The following is a 22172-nucleotide window of genomic DNA, read 5'->3' as shown; positions in this document are numbered from 1 at the left end:
ATGTGTGTATTTAATGACCAGTAGTTAAATCGGTTCCTAGTTTACTTCCGTAGGCTATAACTATAAAAGATATAACCAAGATAATTAAAGCAAAAACCAATGTAAAATATGTGCGTTTAGTAACTTGTTTCCATTCTTTTAAAACAATACCAACTATGTAGCTAAAGAAAATAAGCATAGACATGTGTAGTACCCAACTAGCAAATTTGAAGTTGCCCATTTGTACGTGGCCAATACCGTAAAAAAAGAATTGTCCGTACCACAATGCACCACTTAAAATAGACATGCCTAAGTTTAAGGTATAATTTTTTTTACCAATATTTTTAACACTAATAACTTCTTTTAGTGTGTTGTTTTTTAAGCCAACAATGGTAAACCAAATAAAGTTTGTAATAAATGCGCCTCCTGTTGAAAGTATTAAGTTTGCATTGCCTTCAAAATTACCTGCCCCGTACTTATTTGCTATTTCAGCAACAGGTGCGCCTACCTCTAATGAAATACCAAAAACAGCAGAAAGTACACCTGCTATTAATGTAAGTATTAAGCCTTTTTTCATATTGAAAGTTAGAGGCTCTGCGTTATTTACGTTATTATTTTTTAAATCTTTTTCTTTTCTGTAACCAGCAATACCAGAAATAATAATTCCAATAAGCGCTAAAAACATACCTAAAAAAATGATGTAACCACCTGGGGCATTAAATTTTTCAACCAATGTACCATGCATAATTAGTGGCACTATAGTGCCCAGTATGGCTGAAATACCAATAGATATTGTGTAAGTAAGTGAATACCCAATATGCCTAATTGCAAAACCGAAGCACATACCACCAAAACCATATACAGATCCTAATAGTGTAGCATTTATTAATACTTCATTGGTAGCTTCTTTAAAAACATCCATTAAATTAGGTACGGTTAAAAAACCTATTAAAAAAGGAAAAATGAACCATGCAAATGATGCTTGAACAATCCAGTACGAATCCCAAGACCATTTTTTTACTTTTTGAAAAGGAACATAACATGTTGAAGCAGCAATACCACCAACGGCATGAATAAGTGTTCCTAGAATTGGATTAGCCATATTTTTTTTAGTTTAGTTTAAATACGAAATTATATTTTATATATGAAATAAGCAAATAATTAGAATAGTTTTATTAATATTGTGTAATACTTTTTTAATATGGCAGATACAAATACTGTAAAATATAATGCACCAGCTTTAGATAAGGGTTTAGATATTTTAGAATACTTATCAAAAGAGCGTGTGCCTTTAACGCAAGCAGAGATAGCCCAAGGCATTAATAGAACACCAAGTGAAATTTATAGAATGTTGGTGTGTTTAGAGCAGCGCGGATATATTGTAAGAGGGCATAATGCAGGTAAATACAGGTTGTCATTAAAAATGTATAGTTTATCACATTCACATACACCATTTGACGAGCTTAAACGTGTAGCACATTATCCTATGCAAATGTTAAGTGAAAATACAAGGCAATCTTGTCATTTAAGTATTATGAATAATGATCAATTATTAGTAATATCACAAATGCGAAGCCCAAGTGCGGTATCATTATCTATTGAGGTAGGTACACATTTTCCGTTAACAAAAACAACTTCAGGCATGACGCTTCTTTCAATGTTAAATAAAAAAGAACGCACAAGTATTTTATCAAGAGATGTTTTTTACAAAACCTGGGAAAAAGAAAAAAAACAAACATTTCTTGAAGAAGTAGAAGCTATAAAAGAAAGGGGTTACAGAACAGCCGATAGCCAGTTAACAAGCGGAATAACAGATATTGCAATACCTATTGGTAAAAACTCTGAAGTACCGGCAGTTTTAGCAGTTTCAGTATTTACTTCAACATTACATGAAGAGTTGAACATGGAAACTATTATAGAAAATTTAAAACAAACACAAGAAGATATTAATAAGTTAATAGGAGTTTAACGTTAAAAAAAACTCATAAGTACAACGCTTTTAACCATTCGTTTTATTAAGAGCTTACCATTGCATTTAATTTTGTAATATAAAAAAATAATATTATGAAATATTTATGCGCTTTACTAATGCTTATGGCATTTCAAAATACAAATTCACAAGATTTAACAATTCCACCAAAAAAATACATAGATTCTGTTAGTTTGGAAAATGCTCCAAAACGAAAAAATAATAAGTTTCCTTTGTCCGATCAAAATAACTCAAAAAATTGGAAACTTTTAAAAGCATTATCTGATGAGTTTAACACAAAAACTTTGAATACAGAACGGTGGTACCCTAACAATCCGGGATGGAAAGGGAGAAAGCCAACATATTTTCATGGTTCAAACGTAAGTTTAGAAAATGATGAGTTAGTAATTAGAGTAAATAAGCACGGTAATGAGCAATTGCCTGAAGGTTACACCCATTCAACTGGTTTTATTAAAAGTAAAAATAAGTTTTTGTACGGTTATTTTGAAGCTGAAGTTAAGCTTATGGATGCGCCTTGGGTTTCAGGTTTTTGGATGACAAATGTAAGTAAAGATTGGTGGACAGAAATTGATATTTGTGAGAATGCGCCCGGGCTACATTATAATAGGCATGATTTAAACTCAAATATTCATGTTTTTAGAGCACCAAAAGATAAAGGCGATGTTAAAAAACATTTTTCAAGAACAAAGAAGTATTACTTTCCGTTAGAATTGCAGGCAGATTATCATGTTTGGGGTTTAGAATGGACACCAGATTTTATTAGATTTTATATTGATGGTGTATTGTTTAGAGAGGCTAAAAACACACATTGGCATCAGCCATTAGAGGTGAATTTTAATTGCGAATCTAACAAGTGGTTTGGCGCATTACCTGATGATAATAGATTAAATGGTGAATACCATGTAAAGTATTTTAGAGCATGGGAATTAAAAAAATAACATAAAAACAAAGCTTGTTTCATATTTTTTGTTGGAACAAGCTTTGTTTTAAAGATGTATTATTTTTTTAGCATTTTATAAATTTCAGCACCTGCAGCCAAAAAGGCCCCTGCGCCATAAACCTCAGTTTTGTCTGCCCACGCATTACCAGGTGCAGCACCAATTGGTTGAACATAACCAAGCATACCATCTTTAGTTATGTGGCTGCAAAGGCTACTCCAAGCTTTTTCAATATGTGGTAAATAAGTAGATTTATCAAGTAAACCATTGTTAATACCCCAAGCTAAACCAAATGTAAAAAATGATGTACCACTGGTTTCAGGCGTTGGGTATACATCTTGACTTAATAAACTCATTGCCCAATGCCCCTGAGGTGTTTGAATATCAATTAACTTTTTAGCCATTTTTAAATAAATATCTTTGAAGTATTCATATGCTTCAGAGTCCTTTTCGTATTCATCCATAATTAAAGTTAATCCTCCAAAAACCCATCCGTTACCTCTAGACCAAAATATTTTATTACCATGTGCCAGTTTTCCAATATAGCTATTGTCACGGTAAAATAAGTTCTCTTCAAAATCAAACAAATGCTGTTTTGTGGCTTCATACTCACGCATCATAAACGTTGTGTATTTACTATCATTTGTTTCATTTGCAAGTTTAGCTAATAATGGTGGTGCCATAAATAAGGCGTCGCACCACGTCCAACGTTCCAAATGTTTGTAATTATCAAGAGTAATAGGTTCTTTGCTAGGGTTATCAATAATGTAATTCATGCCTTTAATTGTTTCGGCAATCATTTCCTTGTCTCCATACTTTCTATACAGTTCAACATACATTTGTCCTACAACATGATCATCAGCATGATATTTACGCCAATGAAGTTTCCAATTTTGTTGTTCACCAATATTTTTTAACCATTTCCAGTATTTTTTATTTTTAGCTATTTCAGCATATTTTACCATGCCAACATACAATGCGCCGTTGGTCCAATCTGCAATATGGTGCGGTTTTTTTCTTCCGCTATAAGTATCTCTAAAATGATCAATTTGCCAATTAGCAACACGTTTCATTTCTTTTTTTACTGATGATGCTTTTATGTTTTGCGCGTTTACAGAGTAGCACAAAATAAAAAAGATTAAGTAACTTTTTTTAATGATGTTCATATGAAATTTAGTTTAGTTAATGCGAATATATAAAATAAATACAATCGATTGTATAATTATGATTTCAATTAAGTATTTTTAAATTTTCAATGCAAATTTATAAAAGACTTAATTGCGGGGTATTTTGTGGTTAAGTGGTTGTTTTATAGTTTTTTATATGATGTGTGTTTTTGCTGGCGCAAATATTATGCTCAATAATTACTATTATTTGAATGATAAATGGTATTATTTAAAACATATGTGATACAATTTGTAATAAAAGAAATTCAATTTTATAGTCTGTAAATAAAGTTTCATAATTATGTTAAAAAAGTCGATAGCAATTGTTTTATTAATAGCATTAACTTTCAGCTGTAATAATAAGCAAATTCCAGAGTCAAAACCTCAAAAGCCAAACATTATTTTTGTAATGTCTGATGATCATACCACACAAGCTTTTGGTATTTATGGTAGCAGGTTAGCAAGTTTAAACCCAACACCAACCTTAGATAAAATTGCTAAAGAAGGGATGATTTTTGATAATTGTTTTGTTACAAATTCTATATGTACGCCAAGTAGAGCCACAATTATTACAGGACAATACAGCCAAACAAACGGTGTATTAGATTTAGAAGGGCATATAGAACCTGAAAAGCAATATTTGCCACAAGAAATGAAAAAACTTGGTTATGAAACAGCTATTATAGGTAAGTGGCATTTAGAGCGTGAACCAGCAGCTTTTGATCATTATACAGTTTTACCAGGGCAAGGTAAATACCATGACCCATCATTTATTGTTAAAGGCAATAAACCTTGGCCACAAAATACCATACAAACTAAGGGCCACTCTAGTGATATGATTACTGATATTTCTTTAGATTGGATAAAAAACAAACGAGACAAAAACAAACCTTTCTTTTTAATGCATCATTTTAAAGCACCTCATGACGATTTTGAGTTTGCTCCACGCTATAAAGATTATTTAGAAGAAACTTATATACCAGAACCTGCAAGTTTATACAAAAACGGAAATAATGGCTCAATAGCAACTAGAGGCGAAAATGATGCCTTAATTCATGATATTGGTTCTTCAGTATCAAAAAGAAATACAATTAGGCATATGGGAATGCGCCTTTGGAGCGGACAATACACTAAAGTTTCTAACCCAGATTTTGATCCTTCAAAACGTATTAAAGAAGGCATGAGTGATAGAGATTACACACATGAAACATACCAAGAATACTTAAAAAGGTATTTACGTTGTGTAAAAGGAGTTGATGATAATATGGCACGTTTAGTGCAGTTTTTAAAAGATGAAGGTCTATATGATAATACAATAATAGTTTATACCGGAGACCAAGGTTTTATGTTAGGTGAACATGATTATATTGATAAACGTTGGATGTACGAAGAGTCTTTAAGAATGCCATTTTTTGTACGTTACCCTAAATCTATAAAAGCAGGCTCTAGAACTAATGCAATTATAAATAATAGTGATTTTGCCCCAACACTAATTGAAATGGCCGGAGGTAAAACACCAGAATACATGCAAGGTAATAGTTTTAAACCTATTTTAGAAACAGGCGAAGAACCCGAAAATTGGCAACAATCATCATACTACAGATATTGGATGCATATGGCACATGCACATGCAAATCCAGCACATTTTGGTATTAGAACAAAAAAATATAAACTTATATTTTTCTATGGAAAATATTGGGTAGATACTGATAACCCTGAAGCAGAATGGAATAAAAAAAGTTGGGGTAATAGATTCACTTTTCATACACCCGCAGCTTGGGAGTTTTATGATTTAGAAAATGACCCTAAAGAAATGAATAACCTATATAATGATCCTGCCTACAAAGATATTATAGCAGATTTAAAAGAACAATTAGCTGAAAAACGTAAAGCATTAAATGAAGAAGATGGTGATAAGTTTCCGCATATTCAAAAAGTAATTGAAGATAACTGGAATAATTAATACATAAATTTTTATGAATATCTTTTTTAAAATAACAAATGCTGTATTAACAGCATTTGTTTTGTTGTTTATTATAGCATGTAATAAAAACAATAATGAAACTAAAACAACTTCAAAACAAGAAAAATTAACTCATAAATTTCCTTGGCAAAACACAGCCTTGTCAATAAATGAGCGTGTTGATGCTTTGGTTAACGACATGACACTTGAAGAAAAGTGCTCACAAATGCTAGATGTTTGTCCCGCTATTGAAAGGTTAGATATTCCTGAATACAACTGGTGGAATGAAGCCTTACACGGAGTAGCTAGAAATGGTAGAGCAACTGTATTTCCACAAGCAATAGGTTTAGGAGCCACTTTTGATGAAGATTTAATTAAACGTGTTGGTACAGTAATTTCAGATGAAGCCAGAGCTAAATATAACGAGGCCATAAAAATAGATAACCGTAGCCGTTATGCTGGTTTAACGTTTTGGAGTCCTAACGTAAACATTTTTAGAGACGCACGTTGGGGGCGTGGACAAGAAACCTACGGAGAAGATCCTTATTTAACAAGTAGAATAGGTGTGTCTTTTGTAAAAGGTTTACAAGGCAATGATCCCAATTACATTAAAGCCGCCGCTTGCGCTAAGCATTATGCTGTACATAGTGGTCCTGAAGAGTTAAGGCATGAGTTTGATGCGGTAGTATCTCAAAAAGATTTATATGAAACCTACTTGCCAGCATTTAAGGCTTTAGTTAAAGAAGCAAATGTAGAAGGTGTTATGGGCGCTTACAACAGAACCCAAGGAGTTCCATGCTGTGGAAGCCCTTATTTATTACAAGAAATATTGAAAGACAATTGGGGGTTTGATGGTTACATAGTATCAGACTGTGGTGCTATTAGTGATTTTCATCGCTTTCATAAAGTTACCAATACACCCGAAGAATCTGCAGCAATGGCTTTAAAAGCAGGCACAAGTGTAAACTGTGGTAATGTTTATAGTGTTTTAAAAAGTGCTTTAAAACAAGGTTTAATTACAGAAGAGTTAATTGATAAGCGTTTAAAAGAAAATTTAAGTACACGTTTTAAATTAGGACTTTTTGATGCAGTAGGTTCAGGACCTTTTGATCATTTAGATGCATCTTATGTAGACTCTGATGCTAATAGAAAAGTAGCAAGAGAAGCGGCACAAAAATCAATAGTGCTTCTAAAAAATAAAAACAACATACTACCTTTAGATAAAAAAATAAAAACCTTATATGTTGTAGGTCCTAATGCTTCAAATGAAGAAGTTTTATTAGGTAATTATTATGGGTTAACAAGCAACACTCAAACCATTCTAGATGGAATTGTAGGCAAAGTAAGCCCGGGTACAAGCATTAATTATAAAGCGGGTGTTTTACCTTTTAGAAATAACGTAAACCCAATAGATTGGTCTACAGGTGAAGCAGGAAAAGCCGATGCCTGTATAGCAGTTATGGGAATTTCAGCTCTATTAGAAGGTGAAGAAGGAGAAGCTATCGCATCAAGTGAAAAAGGTGATAGAACGCAGTTAAAGTTGCCTCAAAATCAAATAGACTATATTAAGAAAATAAAGCGCCAAACAGATAAACCATTAATTTTGGTTTTAACAGGTGGCAGCCCAATTGCAATTCCAGAATTACATGATATTGTAGATGCTATTTTGTTTGTTTGGTATCCTGGTGAAGAAGGCGGAAACGCAGTTGCCGATGTTATTTTTGGTGATGTGCCACCTTCAGGAAAACTTCCAATTACGTTTCCTAAGTCTGTTGAGCAGTTACCGCCATATGAAGATTATAATATGAAAGGTAGAACGTATAAATACATGACTGAGGAGCCTTTATATCCTTTTGGCTTTGGGTTATCTTACACATCTTTTGAATATAAAAATTTAACAGTTGATGATGCATTTAATGTAACTGTTGAAGTTAAAAACACTGGCGCTTTAGCTTCCGATGAGGTTATTCAATTATATATTTCTTCACCATTAGCTGGAACTGAAGATCCAATTTTCGATTTAAAATCGTTTAAACGGATTTCTTTAGAATCAGGTAAAAGCCAAAATGTAACATTTAAATTAAATAAATTGGCTTTTAATCAATTTGATAATAATGGAAAAGAAGTATTAAGAAATGGAGAGTATACTATTTATGTTGGAGGAGCTTTACCATCACAAAGAAGTATAGATTTAGGTGCTTCAAAAGGAATAAGTACTAAGTTAACAGTAAATAAATAATTTAAACCAATAATTTGATTTGTAAAATTACCATTTCAATGTGTAAGAATATTGTAGTGATAGTTTCTCATTAAAAATTCATTAAAATTTGTAAAAATAAATATTGTGAAAAAAAGTTTCTTAATTATAATCATGGCTGTATTTGTTCAAATTGCAGCAGCGCAAAATCCTTTAGTAACCCATATGTTTACTGCAGATCCAACTGCGCGTGTTTTTAATGGTAAATTATACATATACCCATCACATGATATTGTACCGCCTGAAGGAACAGAAGCACCGCGTTTTTGTATGCCAGATTATCATATGTTTTCTTTAGAAGGTGGTAATACATGGAAAGATTATGGGGTTATTTTAGATCAAAATGAAGTGCCTTGGGGTGAAAAAAATTCCTATGGTATGTGGGCACCAGATTGTATTAAAAAAGGAGATACTTATTACTATTATTATCCAGCAAAACCAACTGATGGTTCATCGTTTAGGCGTATTGGTGTTGGTACATCAAAAAGTCCTACAGGTCCTTTTAAATGGGAAAAAAGCTATATTGATGGTGTTAGTGGCATTGATCCAGGGCTTTTATTAGATGATAACGGTAAAGCATACTTGTATTTTGGTGGTGGTAAAGAACTTTTTGTTGCACCACTAAAAGATAATATGAAAGAAATTGATGCAGCTCCTATTAAAGTAGAAGGTTTACCAGCAGGATACAAAGAGGGGTCTTTCTGTTTTAAAAAAGATGGAAAATATTATTTCACATTTGCTCATGTATTTGCTGATGAAGGTTACTCTATAGGATATGCTACAAGTGATAGTCCTTTAGGGCCGTTTGAATATCAAGGAAAAATAATGGATAATATAGCAAACGGTACCAATCATCACTCTGTGGTTAACTATAACGGACAGTGGATTTTATTCTATCATTTTTGGCAAGTAAGTGGTTATAATAAACTACGTTCAATGTGTGCTGATTATATGGAGTTTAAAGAAGATGGTACTATAAAAAAAGTGAAACCAACAATGCGCGGTATTAATTCGCCAACAATTGGTGAAGAAATTCAAGTAGATAGGCATAACGGTATAAAAGGAGCTGAAACTAGTTTTGTTAGTGGAGATGAACCTTTAGGTTGGATGGTAACCAACACCAGAATGATGAGTACTGTACAATTTAATAGTGTAGATTTTGCCGATGGTTCAGCAAAAAAAATGCAAGCCAGAGTTGCTTGCGGACAGCGCATTGGACATTTTGAGGTTAGAATAGGAAATCCAAACGGAAAGCTAATAGCAAAATTTCCGATAAAAAATACAGGAGGCTGGAGCACTTGGAAAACTATTGAAACTCCATTGCTTGAAAATATTACTGGTAAGCAAAATATAGTTGTAGTATTTCATTCAGATTGGGGATCAACAAAGGCCGTTAATTTAAATTGGTTAAAATTAGTTAAGTAACATGAAAAATTTACACATAGCTTTAATAATTTTAGCTTTTTCTTCATCGTTATTATTTGCACAACAACCCAACGTTATTGTTGTATTAGCCGATGATATTGGAACGGGCGATGTTTCATATTACAGGCGTATGCATTCTAACAATATAATTGTTGAAACCCCTACGCTAGATAAACTTTCAAAAGAAGGCATCATTTTTACCGATGCACATTCGCCAGCAGCCTTATGTGCACCTACACGTTATGCGGTTATGACGGGCAATCACTGTTACAGAAGCTATGCTCCTTGGGGAGTATGGGGAAGTTATCAGCCGTCTCCAATAAAAAAAGACCAATTAACTTTAGGCAAACTAATGCAAAATGCAGGCTATAAAACATCGTTTTTTGGTAAATGGGGATTTGGGATGGATTTTGGTAAAAAAGAAAACCCCAATGAGGTTTATAGAAGCCCTAGAAAAGAACACGAAACAGATGTTGATATTACTAAGGTTTTAGATAAAGGCCCAGTGCAAAACGGTTTTGATTACAGTTATATGTATCCTGCTGGTATTCAGGCAGAGCCCTATGCTGTTTATGAAAATGGTATAATGACACCTTTAGGAAAAGATTCTGAAATTGTATTAGTTACCAAAGAATATGGTAAACAACGCGGCTTTAAACTTGATAAAAAAGAAGGTTTAGGTGATAGTAATTGGAATCCTTATAATGCAGGTAAGTTATTAGTAAATAAAGCGGTTAGTTTTATTGAAGAAAACGCAAATAAAAGTAAACCCTTTTTTATGTATTACTGTTCGCAAGCGGTACATAAACCGCATACACCATCAAAACAATTACATGGTAAAAAAGTGGCAGGTACTACACCATCAAACCATTTAGATATGGTTAAAGAGCTTGATATTCAAATGGAAATGATTGTTGAAACATTAAAAAAACAAGGTGTTTATAACAATACTTTAATAATTTTTACCTCAGATAATGGCGGGTTATTGGTAAAAGAAACTTTGCAATCTGGTCATAACTCAAGTAGTATATACAGAGGTGGTAAAAATCAAGCTTATGAAGGAGGTACACGTGTGCCATTTATTGCTTGGTGGCCAAATCAAATTAAAGGTAAGCAAATTTCTAATGAACCTGTTTTGGGTATAGATGTAATGGCTACTTTAGCTGCTATTACAAATCAAAAATTAGAAGAAGGTGAGGCCTTAGATTCTTCTAATTTATTTCCTATTATGAAGGGAGAAAAAAATATAAATGCGCATGAGTTTTTAATCACGCAAAGCGGAACAAGTAAGTGTGGAATGATTACCCAAGATGGTTGGAAATTAATTATTAAGTTTGATAAAAAAGATAAAACAGACGCAACAAGAACTCCTATTGCACTTTTTAATTTAAACGAAAATATTTCGGAAAAAGAAGCAAAAAACTTAATTGATAATCCTAAATATCAACATAAAGTTAAAACACTTTTTAATACGTACAATAAAACAAGAGATAGTAAAATAAAAACAGGAAACTTTTAATAGAGTTTCCTGTTTTTTATCTTTTAATTCTTTTTTTAGTTTAAAAAGAAGTTATTCTAAAATACGCTCTAACCAGTTTTCAGCTAAACGTGGCCACATTTTAGCAGCCATATTTCCTGGGCGTAAGCCATAACCATGTCCGCCATTTTGAATAAAATGCAAATCTACTGGTATTTTATGATCTCTTAAAGCAGTTGTTATAACCAAAGCGCTATTTCCGTAAGGGTCATCAGCAGTAGCAAAAATAAAAAACGGAGGTGCGTTATCTGGTATTTTAATTTCGGGTGTTAAACTTCGGTTTTCACCTCTATCTAAATATGCCGGATATATTAATACAGCAAAATCTGGCCTGCTCGAAATATCATCAGTATCATCAACTTTTGTATATGTGTTTGAAGTAAAAAGTGTGGCCGCACGCGCGCTTAAACTTCCGCCAGCAGAAAACCCTAAAACACCAATTTTATTAGGGTTTATGTTATAATTATTGGCATTATTTCTAATTAACTTAATAGCACGTTGTACATCATTTAAAGCGCCTAATTCATTTTGTGGTACTCTGTAATTTAAAACAAATGCAGTATAACCTAAGCTATTAAGCCATTGGGCAACTTCGCTTCCTTCTAAATTAATTGAAAGTACATTGTAGCCGCCACCAGGGCATATTATTACTGCACCTTTATTTTTATGTGCTTTTATGGGTTTAAAAACTAAAAAATCTGGATTTGTTACTTTTGAAATTCTGATAACATTATTTTTAGTATTGTTTGATATTTCGTGTACTTGTTTTGGTGCTGTTTCATTTGGCACTTTATTTGGCCACAAAGGAATTGATGTTTTTTGTGCCATTACTATTTGTGATACTAAGAATGATAAAATTAAAAAACGTTTCATAAAATTATTTTGTTTCAATTGAAATTGATGTACTTTCTAAATTATCAGATGATGCTTTAATATGTATGGTTCCGGCAGTTTCAGTAGATTTTACAACCAATAAACATTTACCGCTAAAGGCTTTTCTATGTGGTACCCTAAATGATGCCATTGATGTTTGATCTCCGTTACCAACAGCTGCCAAAGTACCTTCACCTTTAATATCAAAATTTATTAAATTATTGGCTTTGGGGCAAATATTACCATTTTCATCTAAAACTGTAATGGTTATGAATGATAAATCTTCGCCATTGGCAGTAATAATACTTCTGTCTGCTTCTAACTTAATTTTTGCAGGTTTGCCTGCTGTTTTAATTTCTTTAGTAGCAGCTTCTTTTCCATTTTTATAAGCAACCACTTTTATAGAACCGGGTTGGTAAGGTACATTCCAAGATAAACGGTATTTAGTTTTATACATACCTTTTTCAAAATGATGATATTCAGAAGGTATTTCAGTAAAATCTTTTCCTTTTACTTTTTTACCATATGATTTTCCGTTTACAAATAGTTCAACTTCATCGCAATTGGTGTATGAATAAACCGGAATTAATTTACCTTCTTCACCTTCCCAATTCCAATGTGGTAATACATGAACCATAGGCTTGGTTGTCCATTGGCTTTGGTATAAATAGTATCTGTCTTTTGGGAAGCCACATAAATCTACAGGCGCAAAATATGATGAGCGCGAAGGCCAATCATCATTCCAATATCCGTTAGTTGAATTATCTCTTCCTCCATAGGGTGTTGGTTCTCCTAAATAATCAAAACCTGTCCATACAAATTCACCTAAAGAATTTGGGCTTTGTGTTTGTGCATCAAACTCAATATCTGGTGCGTAAGCCCATGGTGGTCCAACAGTAACATCATAACTAGAAACGTGGTTGGTTTCATGCTTTTCTTTAAATTCAATGGGTAAATGGTAAATACCACGGCTACTTGTTTGCGATGAGGTTTCAGAGCCGTAAACAATCATTTCAGGATTTTCTTCAATTATTTTAGAATAGGTAGTTGGCCAATAATTCATACCAACAATATCAACATAATTGGCAAGTTTGTTTACAAAAGGAGCAGGGTAGTAGTTAAAACCTATAGTTGTTGGTCTTGTATTATCTTGGTCATGACAAATATCGGTTAGGTGTTTTGTTAATTTCCAACCATCTTTTTTTCCTTGTTCTAAAATTTCGTTACCAATACTCCACATAATAACTGATGGGTGATTTCTATCGCGTTTAATCATATCACGTAAATCTTTTTCATGCCATTCATCAAAGTATTTGTGGTAACCGTTTGGGACTTTGCCTATTTTCCATTCATCAAAAGCTTCATCAATAACAACAATTCCTAGCTTATCACAAACTTGTAACATTTCAGGTGAGGGCGGGTTGTGGCTTGTACGTAATGCGTTTACACCCATACTTTGCATAATTTGCATTTGGCGTTCAGTGGCTCTGTAGTTTACGGCAGCACCTAAAGGACCTAAATCATGGTGCATGCACACTCCATTAAAACGTACTTTTTTACCGTTTAATAAAAAGCCATCTTTTGTGTTAAATTCAATAGTTCTTACTCCAAAAGGTGTGGTATATTCATCAACAATTGTGTTATCAATTTTTATTGATGAATGTGCAGTGTACAAATATGAAGCGTTTATACCCCATAGTGTAACATTAGATATCTGAGATATGGTAGAAACTACGCTTTCAGAATTTGCTTGTACATTGGTTTTTGATGTTTTTGTAGCTACAACGGTACCGTTTTCATCTTTAATAACGGTTTCTAAAAGTGCATTAACAGTTGAGTTTGAACTGTTTTTAATGGTTGTTTCTATGTTAACTTCGGCGTTTCCGTTTTCAACTTTAGGAGTAGTAATATAAGTGCCCCATTGCGGAATATGAACGGCGTTATTAATTTTTAACCGTACATTTCTGTATATACCAGCACCGGCATACCAACGCATAGACAAATCTTCAGGGGCTAAACGTACAGCAATAACATTGTTACCACCAAAGTTAATATGCTTTGTTAAATCAAACTCAAAACCTATATAACCATATGGTCTTTCTCCAATGTATTTTCCGTTAAGGTAAACTTTGGCATTACTCATGGCGCCATCAAATTCTATGGCTACTTGTTTGCCTTGTAGTTCTTTTTCAATGGTAAAATGTTTTCTGTACCAACCAATACCATGCACAGGTAAACCACCTGTACGGGCATTGTATTTACTATCAAAAGGACCTTCAATAGACCAATCGTGTGGTAGGTTTACTTGTTGCCAATTACTATCATCAAAATTAATAGTTTCAGCATTTACAATACTATCTTTTTTAAATAGCCATTCTTTATTAAAATCAGAGTCTTTAATGGCTTCATTTTTATTAGTTTCAGATTTACACGAGACACATAAAAATGTGAAGTTAATTATGAGCAGTAAGGTGTTTAGTTTTAAAACGTTCATGTGTAAAATAATTTAGTTTACTTTTTAAATAAAGTTATAATGTTTAGTTTTCAGTTTTTACAGTAGTTAAAACTGAACATTTATTGTACTTATATGGTTAAAAGTAGTAGTTGATTGAATTTAAATATGAGAATTTAGCAATGGTGTTACAGGTTATTTTGAATAATTTAAAATGCTTATAATGTTAAAAATTAATTTTTTGAGTTAGTCAAATACTAATAGTTAGTCAGAAAAAAGCCTTCTACAGGAAAACTAGAAGGCTTTTGTTTTTATAAATTTATTATTGAAGTTAAATCTAACGGGTCATTCATATCTTTTTGAAGCGTAACCAAATCATTAAACAGTGATTTTACTTTTTCTTTATACGCATCATTATCGGCTAAATTATTCATTTCTTCAGGGTCTTTATTCATATCAAATAACTGAAGTTTTTTAATTTTAGGGTATATAATTAGCTTAAAACCATCTTTTCTAATCATGCGTTGCAAATCAACATAACCATTGTATATGGCATTGTAATTACTAACGTTTTGTTTGCCTTGGGCTAAATTTAAGATACTATTGAAAAACACATAGTCTGGTTTTTCAATATTGGCTAATTCAAGGCTAGTAGCCATAGCGTCTTGTAAATAAATATCGGCATTTACTTTTTTATTTTCAGGAATGTCTGGACCCATTATCATAAAAGGAGCTCTAATACTATGGTCATATTGAGATTGTTTACCAATTAAGCCATGTTTTCCTATTGCTAAACCATGATCTGCAGTAAAAATAATGTAGGTATTATCCATTTTTCCTGTAGCTTCAAGCCTATTAATAATTTTACCAATTTGAGTATCTAAATGTGTAATTATAGCATAATATTCTTGTATATGTTTTTTTGTGGCATACTCAGTTCTAGGAAATGGTGCTAAAGCTTCATCTCTTAAATTAGGCCCACAACCCATATCATCTTTAAACGGGTATTCTGGTTGCCAACTTTTTGGTAAGCTAATATTTTCTAAAGGATACATATCAATGTATTCTTGAGGAGCTTGCCTAGGGTCATGTGGGGCATTAAATGCCAAATACATAAAAAATGGATTTTTGCTTTTTTCAGCGTTTTCAATAAAACCTATAGCATCATCTTTTAACACCTCGCTCCAGTGTTTGCCACCTTCCCAGAAACCACCAAATTTAGGATTTGATGGAGACCAAGTTGTATCATTTTCACTTAAAGGCCTATTGTAGCCTATAGGCATTAAAGTTGCCGGATCTGTATCAGTACCTTCAATAGCTTTAAATTTTGCTACTTGTTCGTTGTGTTCCCAAGCATCATTAGGCATGCCGGGTCTGGTGTGTTTTACGTTTTGAAATACATTGTTTGCTTTAGCATCAATATGCCATTTACCAGTCATGTAGGTATCATAACCAGCGTTTTCCATTAATTTACCCCAGGTTTTATCTAGTTCTTTATTGTTTATCCAGTTTTGTCTGAAATTATTAACATTCCAAACAGTTCTTCCAGACATGATCATGGCTCTTGAAGCTGCACAAATAGCACCATTCCAGGCGCCCATGTTGTAGGCGTGTGTAAAGGTGGTGCCTTGTGTTACTAGTTTATCTAAATTTGGAGTTATAATTTCGTTATTTCCTAAAGCATTTATGGCAGAGTAGGTCATGTCATCTGCAAAAATGAAAACAACGTTGGGTTTTTCTTTAGAAGATTCATTTTTTTGCTTGTTACAAGCAACAATACATAATAGCAAAAGAGCTAAAAGAAGTTTTTTCATTTTAGTTTGATTAAGTCTGGTTTTTTACCTTATAAAAATAGCTAAAATGTGTAGGAACAAAGTGTAAACTATGTTCATAATTAAGTAATAAATGATTTTATTTGTCTTCTTTTTTAGTGTTTTCAGCCTTTTTTTGGTTTTGACTAACGTATTCACTTGGTATAACACCAAATTGTTTTTTAAAGCATTTTGCAAAATATGATGCAGTGTTAAAACCTGTCATGTACATAATTTCTTTTACTGAATAATCACTTTGTTCAAATAATTGTACGGCTCTTTTTAGTTTTATGTTTCTAATGAATTCACTAGATGATAGGCCTGTAATTTCTTTAAATTTTGAATATAAGTTACTACGGCTATAGCCCATTTCTTTTACAAGCATTTCAACATTAAAGTCTGTATTCATCATATTATCTTCAACAATACTAATGGCTTTTTGTAAAAATTGTTCATCCATTGAAGTTACAGTAACTTCTTTTGGTTTTAAACTTATATCTCGGTTAAAGCGTTTTCTTAAATCTTCTCTGTGTTTTATAATATTTGAAATTTTAAGTTCTAAAAGTTCAATATCAAAAGGTTTTCTAATGTAACCATCGGCACCTATTTTTCTACCTTCAATTTCAGTTTCTTGTGAAAGTTTGGCAGTTAGCATAATAACAGGTATATGGCTAGTTTCTTTTTTAGTTTTTATGTTTTTACACAAACCAAAACCATCCATTTCGGGCATTACAATATCTGTTAAAATAACACTTGGCATGAGTTTGTTGGCTAATTCAACACCCATGGCGCCATTATCGGCTTCATAAATTGTATAATTTTTGCTTAAGGCTTGTTTTATAAATTTTCTTATATCGGCATTATCATCTACAACCAATAGAATTGGAAGTGTAGATTTGTTTAATGATAAGTTTTGATCAATAAGCTCGTCATTAATACTAATTGCTGCAGTTTCGGCTTCCGATGAGCGTACATAAAAATCTACATCTTCTTTATCTTTTAATGTTATTTCAGGTAAATCTTCGTAAGCTTTTCGTTCCATAGGAAGTTTTACTGTAAACACTGTTTCAATGTTTGGTTCACTTTGAATATCAATAGTTCCTTGGTGTAAGTCAACTAAACTTTTTGTGAATGATAAACCTATGCCAACGCCTCTTTGTTTTTTCTTTCCGTCTTTATTGTCTGTATAAAAACGTTCAAAAATATTTTTAATTTTTTCTTCATCAATGCCAGAACCACTGTCTGTAACTTTAATAACCACGTGTTTTTGGTCATCAATAAAAATATTTATTTTAATGGCACCGTGCTGTGGTGTAAATTTAAAGGCGTTTGATAGTAGGTTAGACATTATTTTTTCCAAAGCTTCATGATCAAACCAAGACATAATTGGTTCTTCGTTAGCTATTAAAGTGAAATCTATATCTTGTTTTTTAGCTAAAAACTGAAAAGGTTCTGTAATTTCTCTTACAAAATGTACAATGTTACTTTTTCTTAATACTAAACGCATTTTTCCTTGGTTTACTTTTCTGAAGTCTAAAAGCTGATTTACAAGACGTAACAGGTATTCTGTATTTTTTTGCATAAGCCCATATTGTTCTTGCACTGTTTTTTGATCTATTTCATGACCATGTTTTTGCAAGTATTTTAAAGGGCCTTTTATTAAGGTTAATGGTGTGCGGAATTCATGCGAAATATTGGTGAAAAACTCTAGTTTTACGCGGTTTAACTCTTCGTTTTTTTCTTTTTCAATATACTCTAACTCTAACTGGTGTTTTTTAGTGGTTTTAATAATTGTAAACCTACGATACATTAACAGAATACCAATTATAAGTGCACTGTATAGAAAATAAGCAAGGTTTGATTGCCAAAAAGGAGGCAAAATACTAATTTTTAATTGTGTTGGGTTGGTATCCCATACGCCATCATTATTTGATGCTTTTACTTTTAAGGTATAGTTACCTGATGCTAAGTTTGTGTAGGTAGCAAAACGTTTTTTTGAGTTTGTATACACCCAATCAGTATCAAAACCTTCAAGCATATAAGCAAACTTATTTTTTCTTGGTGCAGCATAATGGAGTGCAGCAAATTCTATAGAAAAACTGTTTTCATAGTGTTTAAGCTCAATGGCGTCAATATTGTTAATGTCTTTATTAAACAATATGCGTCCGTTAACTTTTTCGCCTATGTTAATTTGTTTATTTGATATTGAAAAGTTTGTAATAATGGTATTGGCTTCAATGGTGTTATTTGTAATATTTTCGGGGTAAAAGGCATTAAATCCATTTACACCTCCAAATAAAAGTTGGCCGTTGGCTCTTTTTACACAGGCTAATTCTTGAAATTCGTTGCTTTGAAGTCCATCATTTACATCATAATTTTTAAAAGTTTCTTCTTTAGGATTAAATTTTGAGAGACCTTGGTTAGTTGATATCCATAAGTTACCTTCATTATCTTCTAAAATGCCTTTTATTACATTGCTTGGTAGACCTTCGGAAACAGAGTATGCTTTAAATGTAGGAGCTTTGTTTTTGTTTCCTGGTATAAGTTTATTTAAGCCACCACCAAAGGTGCCAAACCAAAGATCACCAGATTTACTTTCATAAATAGAAAGTATGTAGTTATGGCTTAAGCTAGTATCATCACCAGGAATATTTTTAAAAACTTCAAATTTAGGGTCTTTTTTTAAAGCTTGTTCAGGGGTTAATTTACATAAACCATTACCTGTTGCAAACCATAAATTGCCTTTAGTATCTTCAAAAATATTTCTAATTATATTGTTTGATAAGCTGTAAGGATTGTTTTTGTTATGGCGTAAATTATCTTTTTTGTAGGTGTTGGTGTTTTTGTAATATGCCCACCTGTGTATACCGCCACGGTAAGTACCAATCCAAATATTTTTATATCTGTCTTCTATGATTGAAAAAACACTATTTTTAACTTCAGTAGTACTTTTAAAATCTGGGTCTTTTATTTTTTTTGAAGGATTGCTAATATCTAAAAAAAGCAGACTAGGAAAATCTTCACCGCCAATTAACAAGTGTTTTTTATTTAAATAGTTTATTTCAGCAATCGCAAAAGGTTTTTTGATTATATTGAAATTTTGATACCCAGTGTATAAGTTAGATACATTATTTTTTGGTAACATATTTAACCCTCCGCCTTCGGTTCCAATCCAGAGGTTACCATTGCTATCTTCATACATAGATCTAATTTTGTCATAGCTTAGGCTTTTAGGGTCTAATGTTTTTTTTATGTGATGAAATTGCTTTCTATCAGGGTCATATTTGTTTATTCCACCACCATTTGTGCCTACCCATATTATACCAGTTTTATCTTTGTATAGAGATTTAATTATGTTTTTACTTAAACTATACTGATTTCTAGGATCATAAGTGAAAGTTTTTTGTAGAGTAGGAATTTCAGTTTGATTATTGTTAATAAAATAATTCAAGCCATTATTTGTACCAGCCCAAATATTATTTCCATCTGCTAACAAACAGTTTATAGGGTTACTTTTAACATATACAACGTTGCTGTTGGGTAAATTTAAATCTAATATGTACATACCCCAAGAAGAACCAATAATAAGTCTACCAAAATTATCTTCGCAAATACTTCTAACAGAGGTGTTTGTGTTTAGTCCTATTTCGCTATTAACAACTTTTAATTCAAAGTTATTTTCATGATCTATTAAAACTTTGCTAAGGCCTTGTATAGAAGCTGCCCATATTTGGCCTTTACTATCTTCAAAAATTTGATAAACCTCTTTTATCTCAATATTTTTAAATCTAGCATTTTCATTATCAATTGGTTTATTTAAATCTAAGAGATTTAACCCTGTTGGAGTTCCAATCCAAAGCCTATTTTTTGAATCTTTAAAAATAGAACTTATATGGTTATTGGTTATACTTTTAGGGTTTTTATCATCATGTGTAAAGTGAAAAAACTTATTTAAAGCTTTATCAAAATAGTTAAGGCCATTACCGGTAGTGCCAACCCATAAATTCCCTTTGTTGTCACCAGTAATAGTATAAGTTAAATTACTATTAATGCTGTTAGGGTTGTTTCTATCTGGGGTATAAACTGTAAAGTTGTAACCATCATACTTGTTAAGGCCATCATGTGTTGCAAACCACATAAAACCTTCTTTATCTTGATATATACTGTTTACATCATTTTGCGATAAACCATCATTAGTAGTAATATGGTTAAAATATATTGAGTTTTGGGCATTAAGTTTGTTAACACCTATAAATAATACGAATAGATATACTAGGGCTACTAATTTTTCTTTTAACATGCAATAAAAATACTAGATTATCTTTTTTTCCCAAAGTTACTATTAAATAATGATTAAATAATTACTTAAAAAAGCGAAATTATAGAAGAGAGTGTGAAAATAATTAGAAAATATAATAAAAAAACCTTACTAAATATTAGTAAGGTTTTTGAAATTTAAAAAGTGACCGGGCTGGGGCTCGAACCCAGGACCCTCTCCTTAAAAGGGAGATGCTCTACCAACTGAGCTACCAGGTCATTTTTTTTAGCAGCCAACATGTTGTTGTTTGCGGGTGCAAATATATAACCTATTTTTAATTAAACAATACTTTTTTTGAAGAAATTTTTGTTTTTTTGCACAGCGAAAGCGTATGTTTTTAATAATCAATTTATAACGTAAAAAATGATTCTTGTTTTAATTGGGTATATGGGCTCAGGAAAGTCGTCAATTGGTAAAAAATTAGCCAAAAAGTTAAATTATGATTTAATAGATTTAGATGATTTTATAGAAGAAAAGGAAAAAGCAACCGTAAAAGAAATTTTTGAAAACAAAGGTGAAATATATTTTAGAAAGAAAGAGCAAGCTTATTTACAAGAACTTTTAAGTGCAGATAAAAACATTATTTTGTCATTAGGAGGTGGTACACCTTGTTTTGGAGATAATATGGAGCAAATTTTAAAAGCAAATAATACATTAAGTATTTATTTAAAAGCTTCAATACCAAAATTAGCCAAAAAGCTAATTAAAAAGAAAGCTACACGCCCATTAATTGCTCATATTGAAACAGAAGAAGCCTTAACTGAATTTATAGGGAAACATTTATTTGAAAGAATACCTTATTATAGTAAAGCAACGCACCATGTAATTACCGATGATAAATCAAAAAAAGAAATAACTAAAGATGTTTTAAAACTACTTTAAAAGCGCTTCAAAGGCGTTGTCTTTTAAAGTAACATCAATATGCTCATGTAAAGATGTAGATAAAGAAATACCTTTAAAATCGGCTTTTACAGGATATTTTTTATGGTTACGGTTAACTAATACCGCTGTTTTAAATTGTTTTAAAGGTACATTTAAAAAATGCTTAACACCGTAAATTAGGGTAGTGCCAGAGTTTAAAACATCATCAACTAGTACTAATGATTTGTTTTTATAATCAGCTTCAGTAATTGATGTTTTAATTTCAGACTGCGGATTTTTTTTATCAATAATTACTTTGCAAAGTACAGGCTTTATGTCTGATATATTTTCTAATTCAGTTTTTAATTTTTCGGCAAACACATAACCATTTTTGTCAATACCAGCTAAAACAACTTCATTTTCATCAACATTGCTTTCGTAAATTTGAAATGCAATACGTCTAATTTTATGTTCAATTTGTGTATGGTTTAAAATAACGTTGGTATTAACAGTCATAATTATCTAAATTCTGAAAAAATAAAGCATAAAATTACTCATTTTTAAAATATAAGTATAGGTTTCAAACTAAAAGAATTTATTAA

Annotated in this window: 14 protein-coding genes and 1 tRNA gene; 7 read left to right on the top strand and 8 right to left on the bottom strand. The window is 31.9% G+C overall.

Annotated elements, in window-relative coordinates; genetic code table 11:
• Positions 1-10: 10 nt before the first annotated feature.
• Entirely contained in the window at positions 11-1081 is a 1071-nt protein-coding gene (locus FUA26_RS12465; protein WP_147136614.1) for an L-rhamnose/proton symporter RhaT, read from the bottom strand.
• Positions 1082-1180: 99 nt separating this feature from the next.
• On the opposite strand from FUA26_RS12465, the gene FUA26_RS12460 reads away from it, so the two are divergent.
• Positions 1181-1948 carry an IclR family transcriptional regulator gene (locus FUA26_RS12460; RefSeq protein WP_147136611.1) on the top strand — a complete coding sequence of 256 codons (768 nt, stop codon included), beginning with the start codon at positions 1181-1183 and terminating at the stop codon, positions 1946-1948.
• Between the two features lie 95 nt (positions 1949-2043).
• A complete protein-coding gene (locus tag FUA26_RS12455; protein ID WP_147136608.1) occupies positions 2044-2907 on the top strand; it encodes a family 16 glycosylhydrolase in 864 nt (287 codons plus the stop codon).
• Between the two features lie 59 nt (positions 2908-2966).
• Here the strand turns inward: FUA26_RS12455 and FUA26_RS12450 are convergent, their stop codons facing one another.
• The gene (locus FUA26_RS12450) at positions 2967-4073 is read right to left on the bottom strand and encodes a glycoside hydrolase family 88/105 protein (protein ID WP_222611765.1); all 1107 of its coding nucleotides are present in this window, start codon (positions 4071-4073) and stop codon (positions 2967-2969) included.
• A 301-nt stretch (positions 4074-4374) separates the two neighbouring features.
• Here FUA26_RS12450 and FUA26_RS12445 point away from each other — a divergent pair, with 301 nt between their 5' ends.
• The 4 genes from FUA26_RS12445 (at position 4375) to FUA26_RS12430 (ending at position 11237) form a co-directional block, all read left to right on the top strand.
• Positions 4375-6036, top strand: a complete 1662-nt coding sequence (locus tag FUA26_RS12445; RefSeq protein WP_147136605.1) for a sulfatase family protein — start codon at positions 4375-4377, stop codon at positions 6034-6036.
• Between the two features lie 13 nt (positions 6037-6049).
• A complete protein-coding gene (locus FUA26_RS12440) occupies positions 6050-8275 on the top strand; it encodes a glycoside hydrolase family 3 C-terminal domain-containing protein (protein WP_147136602.1) in 2226 nt (741 codons plus the stop codon).
• Between the two features lie 132 nt (positions 8276-8407).
• Entirely contained in the window at positions 8408-9718 is a 1311-nt protein-coding gene (locus FUA26_RS12435) for a family 43 glycosylhydrolase (protein ID WP_147136599.1), read from the top strand.
• 1 nt (position 9719) lies between these two features.
• Positions 9720-11237 (top strand): sulfatase family protein, encoded by a 1518-nt coding sequence (locus FUA26_RS12430; protein WP_147136596.1) that lies wholly within the window; start codon positions 9720-9722, stop codon positions 11235-11237.
• A gap of 51 nt (positions 11238-11288) precedes the next feature.
• On the opposite strand, the gene FUA26_RS12425 is transcribed toward FUA26_RS12430, so the two are convergent.
• The 5 genes from FUA26_RS12425 to FUA26_RS12405 all read right to left on the bottom strand — a co-directional run bounded on the left by FUA26_RS12425 (position 11289) and on the right by FUA26_RS12405 (position 20927).
• Positions 11289-12128 carry an alpha/beta hydrolase gene (locus FUA26_RS12425; RefSeq protein WP_147136593.1) on the bottom strand — a complete coding sequence of 280 codons (840 nt, stop codon included), beginning with the start codon at positions 12126-12128 and terminating at the stop codon, positions 11289-11291.
• A gap of 4 nt (positions 12129-12132) precedes the next feature.
• Positions 12133-14622: a beta-galactosidase GalB gene (gene galB, locus FUA26_RS12420; RefSeq protein WP_147136590.1), complete on the bottom strand. Its 2490-nt coding sequence runs from the start codon at positions 14620-14622 to the stop codon at positions 12133-12135.
• A 269-nt stretch (positions 14623-14891) separates the two neighbouring features.
• Positions 14892-16394, bottom strand: a complete 1503-nt coding sequence (locus FUA26_RS12415) for a sulfatase-like hydrolase/transferase (protein WP_147136586.1) — start codon at positions 16392-16394, stop codon at positions 14892-14894.
• A gap of 97 nt (positions 16395-16491) precedes the next feature.
• Positions 16492-20691, bottom strand: a complete 4200-nt coding sequence (locus FUA26_RS12410; RefSeq protein ID WP_147136583.1) for a hybrid sensor histidine kinase/response regulator transcription factor — start codon at positions 20689-20691, stop codon at positions 16492-16494.
• A 163-nt stretch (positions 20692-20854) separates the two neighbouring features.
• Positions 20855-20927, bottom strand: a tRNA-Lys gene (locus FUA26_RS12405).
• Positions 20928-21072: 145 nt separating this feature from the next.
• Here FUA26_RS12405 and FUA26_RS12400 point away from each other — a divergent pair.
• Complete coding sequence (locus FUA26_RS12400; protein ID WP_147136580.1) at positions 21073-21591, top strand: shikimate kinase; 519 nt, start codon at positions 21073-21075, stop codon at positions 21589-21591.
• Here FUA26_RS12400 and FUA26_RS12395 read toward each other — a convergent pair.
• Complete coding sequence (locus tag FUA26_RS12395; RefSeq protein WP_147136577.1) at positions 21583-22086, bottom strand: phosphoribosyltransferase domain-containing protein; 504 nt, start codon at positions 22084-22086, stop codon at positions 21583-21585. The two genes, FUA26_RS12400 and FUA26_RS12395, sit on opposite strands and share 9 nt — an antisense overlap.
• Between the last annotated feature and the right edge of the window lie 86 nt (positions 22087-22172).

The organism is Seonamhaeicola algicola (assembly GCF_007997385.1).
GTDB classification, from domain to species: domain Bacteria; phylum Bacteroidota; class Bacteroidia; order Flavobacteriales; family Flavobacteriaceae; genus Seonamhaeicola; species Seonamhaeicola algicola.
Note: the sequence above shows the minus strand (reverse complement) of the source record. Positions and strands in the feature narration are given on the sequence as shown.

Bases quoted from the DNA above. Each gene is read 5' to 3' on its own strand.
- FUA26_RS12455 (WP_147136608.1), top strand. From the start codon at position 2,044: ATGAAATATTTATGCGCTTTACTAATGCTTATGGCATTTCAAAATACA.
- FUA26_RS12465 (WP_147136614.1), bottom strand. From the start codon at position 1,081: ATGGCTAATCCAATTCTAGGAACACTTATTCATGCCGTTGGTGGTATT.
- FUA26_RS12430 (WP_147136596.1), top strand. From the start codon at position 9,720: ATGAAAAATTTACACATAGCTTTAATAATTTTAGCTTTTTCTTCATCG.
- FUA26_RS12415 (WP_147136586.1), bottom strand. From the start codon at position 16,394: ATGAAAAAACTTCTTTTAGCTCTTTTGCTATTATGTATTGTTGCTTGT.
- FUA26_RS12460 (WP_147136611.1), top strand. From the start codon at position 1,181: ATGGCAGATACAAATACTGTAAAATATAATGCACCAGCTTTAGATAAG.
- FUA26_RS12395 (WP_147136577.1), bottom strand. From the start codon at position 22,086: ATGACTGTTAATACCAACGTTATTTTAAACCATACACAAATTGAACAT.
- FUA26_RS12410 (WP_147136583.1), bottom strand. From the start codon at position 20,691: ATGTTAAAAGAAAAATTAGTAGCCCTAGTATATCTATTCGTATTATTT.
- FUA26_RS12435 (WP_147136599.1), top strand. From the start codon at position 8,408: ATGGCTGTATTTGTTCAAATTGCAGCAGCGCAAAATCCTTTAGTAACC.
- FUA26_RS12440 (WP_147136602.1), top strand. From the start codon at position 6,050: ATGAATATCTTTTTTAAAATAACAAATGCTGTATTAACAGCATTTGTT.
- FUA26_RS12400 (WP_147136580.1), top strand. From the start codon at position 21,073: ATGATTCTTGTTTTAATTGGGTATATGGGCTCAGGAAAGTCGTCAATT.
- galB (WP_147136590.1), bottom strand. From the start codon at position 14,622: ATGAACGTTTTAAAACTAAACACCTTACTGCTCATAATTAACTTCACA.
- FUA26_RS12425 (WP_147136593.1), bottom strand. From the start codon at position 12,128: ATGAAACGTTTTTTAATTTTATCATTCTTAGTATCACAAATAGTAATG.
- FUA26_RS12450 (WP_222611765.1), bottom strand. From the start codon at position 4,073: ATGAACATCATTAAAAAAAGTTACTTAATCTTTTTTATTTTGTGCTAC.
- FUA26_RS12445 (WP_147136605.1), top strand. From the start codon at position 4,375: ATGTTAAAAAAGTCGATAGCAATTGTTTTATTAATAGCATTAACTTTC.